We start from the raw sequence: 2,366 nt of genomic DNA on the forward strand, positions 1-2,366 counted from the left end.
GGCGACGACGAGCACGTTGCCGTGGCGCCGACCCTTGAGCGTCGCCGGCTCCGCGCTGACGACGACGTGCGGCAGGGCGGTCTCGACGGCTCGCAGCGCGTCCCGGACGAACGGGAACGGTGCCCGGTCGGCGAGGTTGAGCAGCACCAGCCCCTGCGGTCCGGCCACCCGCGCGACGTCGGCGTACCACTCGCGCGTGACGAGGTCGGCCGGGACGCGCGCCCCCGCGAACGCGTCGACCACGACGAGGTCGTAGGCGGCGTCCCGCAGGCTCGCGACGCCGGTGCGTCCGTCCTCGGCGCGCACGCGGATGCCGCTCCGCTCGGGCAGCGGCAGCTCCGCCCGGACGAGCGCCGTCAGCTCGGCGTCGGGCTCGAGCACGAGCTGGCGGGAGCGCGGGCGCGTGGCGCCCACGTAGCGCGCCAGCGTCATGCCCGCCCCGCCGACGTGCAGCGTGCGGACCTGGACACCCGGCGCCCAGGCCGTGTCGACGACGTCGGCCATGCGGCGCACGTAGTCGAACTCGAGGTGGGTCGGGTCGTCGAGGTCGACGTGCGACTGCTCGGTGCCGTCGACCCGCACCGTCGCCGCGCGCGGGCGGTCCCGGTCGGGGACCACCTCCACCACCCGGGTCACCAGGGAACGTCGACGTCGTCACCGGTGACGACGCGCAGCACGCGCGCACCGCCGGGCAGGGCCACCGTGACGACGGCACCGTCGCCGAGCTGGCGGCCGCGACGTGTCTCGACCTCGCCGTCGACCTGCACGTCGCCCGAGGTGACGAGCGCACCGGCCTGGGCGCCCGACTCGGCGACGTCCGCGAACTTGAGGAGCTGACCCAGCCGGATCATGTCGCTCGTGATCGTGATGGTCTCCACGTCGTCCGGTCGCGTCATGACGTCCAGCCTAGGCCGGGCGCGCCTAGGGTGGACGGGTGGAACCGAGCAGCGTGCGCGCCGACGTGTGGGTGTGGTCGGTGCGCCTGTTCGCGTCGCGCTCCGCGGCGAGCGCCGCGTGCAAGGGCGGGCAGGTGCACGTGAACGGCCGCCGCGCCAAGCCCTCGCAGCCGGTGCACGTCGGCGACCGCGTCGAGGCGACCACGCCCGGAGGTCCCCGGGTCGTCGAGGTGCGGCGGGTGCTGTCCAAGCGGGTGGGCGCGTCCGTGGCGGTCGAGTGCTACACCGACCACACACCACCGCCCCCGCCGCGGGAGGAACGACTCGCCATGCCCCGTCGTGACCGCGGTGCCGGACGGCCGACCAAGCGCGAGCGTCGCGAGATGGATCGCTTCCGCGGTCGCTGAGCCCTGGTCAGCGGCCGGTGAGCAGCGGCAGCAGGTGCTCGGCCGCGAGCGGTGCCAGGGCGACGTCGGGGGTGTGCGGGTCGACCCAGCGGGCCTCCTCGATCTCCGCCGCCACCCGGTGGGCCGGGTCGTCGAGCCGCAGGGCGAAGCAGTGCGCGACGAGGTCGTGTCCCGCCTCGTTCGCGGCCACCGTGCGGATGGTGCCGAGTGGTTCGAGCCGGGCCGGGTCGACGACCAGACCGAGCTCCTCGGCCAGCTCGCGGACCAGGGCCTCGACGTGGGACTCCCCCGCCTCGGGCTTCCCGCCCGGGTTCATGAAGAGGACGGTCCCGCGCTTGCGCACGAGGAGCGTGCGACCGTCCGCGCGCGTGGCGAGCGCCGCGACGACCTCGATGACCGGACGCGCGGTCACGGTCGGCTCACGGGGTCGGCGACGGCAACGTGCCGCCCCACTTGTCGGTCCACGTCGGCGCCGACGCGAGCACGTCGAGCAGCGTGTCGAGGTCGGGGTCGATGGTGACGATGTGCTGCTGCTCCTCGCGTACGAACCCGTCCGCGACCATCCGGTCGAGCATGGCCCGCATCGGTGACCAGAAGCCCTCCACGTCGAGGAACCCGGACCGCTTCGCGTGGATGGTGAGCTGCGCCCAGGTCCACTGCTCGGCGACCTCCTCGAGGGTGCCGGCACCGCCGGGCAGGGCGAGGAACGCGTCGGCGAGGTCGGCCATGAGCGCCTTCCGCTCGTGCATGGTGTCGACGACGTGCAGCTCGGTGCAGCCGGTGTGCGCGAGCTCGCGGTCGTGCAGCGACCGCGGGATCACGCCCACCACGGTGCCGCCTGCGGCGAGCGCGGCGTCGGCCACGGTCCCCATGAGCCCGACGCGTCCGCCGCCGCAGACGACGGTGGTGCCCCGCTCGGCGAGCGTCCGTCCGACGTGCTCGGCCGCCGCCGCGTACGCCGGGCTCGTACCGTGGCTGGAGCCGCAGAACACGGCGACCGCGCCGAGGGCGCCGCTCACGCGTCGTCCTCGAGCGCCTCGCGCAGCGCGGCGACGGCCTGCGG

Annotated in this window: 5 protein-coding genes; 1 reads left to right on the forward strand and 4 read right to left on the reverse strand. The window is 75.0% G+C overall.

The window, feature by feature from the left end; all coding sequences use genetic code 11:
* On the reverse strand, window positions 1-636 hold a 636-nt coding region (locus NH339_RS17930), incomplete at its 3' end, for a spermidine synthase (RefSeq protein ID WP_253027356.1).
* On the reverse strand, window positions 633-896 hold the full coding sequence (locus tag NH339_RS17935) for an RNA-binding S4 domain-containing protein (RefSeq protein WP_256475813.1): 264 nt from the start codon (window positions 894-896) through the stop codon (window positions 633-635). The genes NH339_RS17935 and NH339_RS17930, both read right to left, overlap by 4 nt.
* A gap of 38 nt (window positions 897-934) precedes the next feature.
* On the opposite strand from NH339_RS17935, the gene NH339_RS17940 reads away from it, so the two are divergent.
* Window positions 935-1,303: an RNA-binding S4 domain-containing protein gene (locus tag NH339_RS17940; protein WP_253027357.1), complete on the forward strand. Its 369-nt coding sequence runs from the start codon at window positions 935-937 to the stop codon at window positions 1,301-1,303.
* 7 nt (window positions 1,304-1,310) lie between these two features.
* Here NH339_RS17940 and NH339_RS17945 read toward each other — a convergent pair whose 3' ends face one another.
* A complete protein-coding gene (locus NH339_RS17945) occupies window positions 1,311-1,715 on the reverse strand; it encodes an NUDIX domain-containing protein (protein ID WP_253027358.1) in 405 nt (134 codons plus the stop codon).
* A 7-nt stretch (window positions 1,716-1,722) separates the two neighbouring features.
* Window positions 1,723-2,322: a TIGR00730 family Rossman fold protein gene (locus NH339_RS17950; protein ID WP_253027359.1), complete on the reverse strand. Its 600-nt coding sequence runs from the start codon at window positions 2,320-2,322 to the stop codon at window positions 1,723-1,725.
* Between the last annotated feature and the right edge of the window lie 44 nt (window positions 2,323-2,366).

Origin of the sequence: Aeromicrobium sp. CnD17-E (genome assembly GCF_024124745.1) — a bacterium.
Lineage (GTDB): Bacteria > Actinomycetota > Actinomycetes > Propionibacteriales > Nocardioidaceae > Aeromicrobium.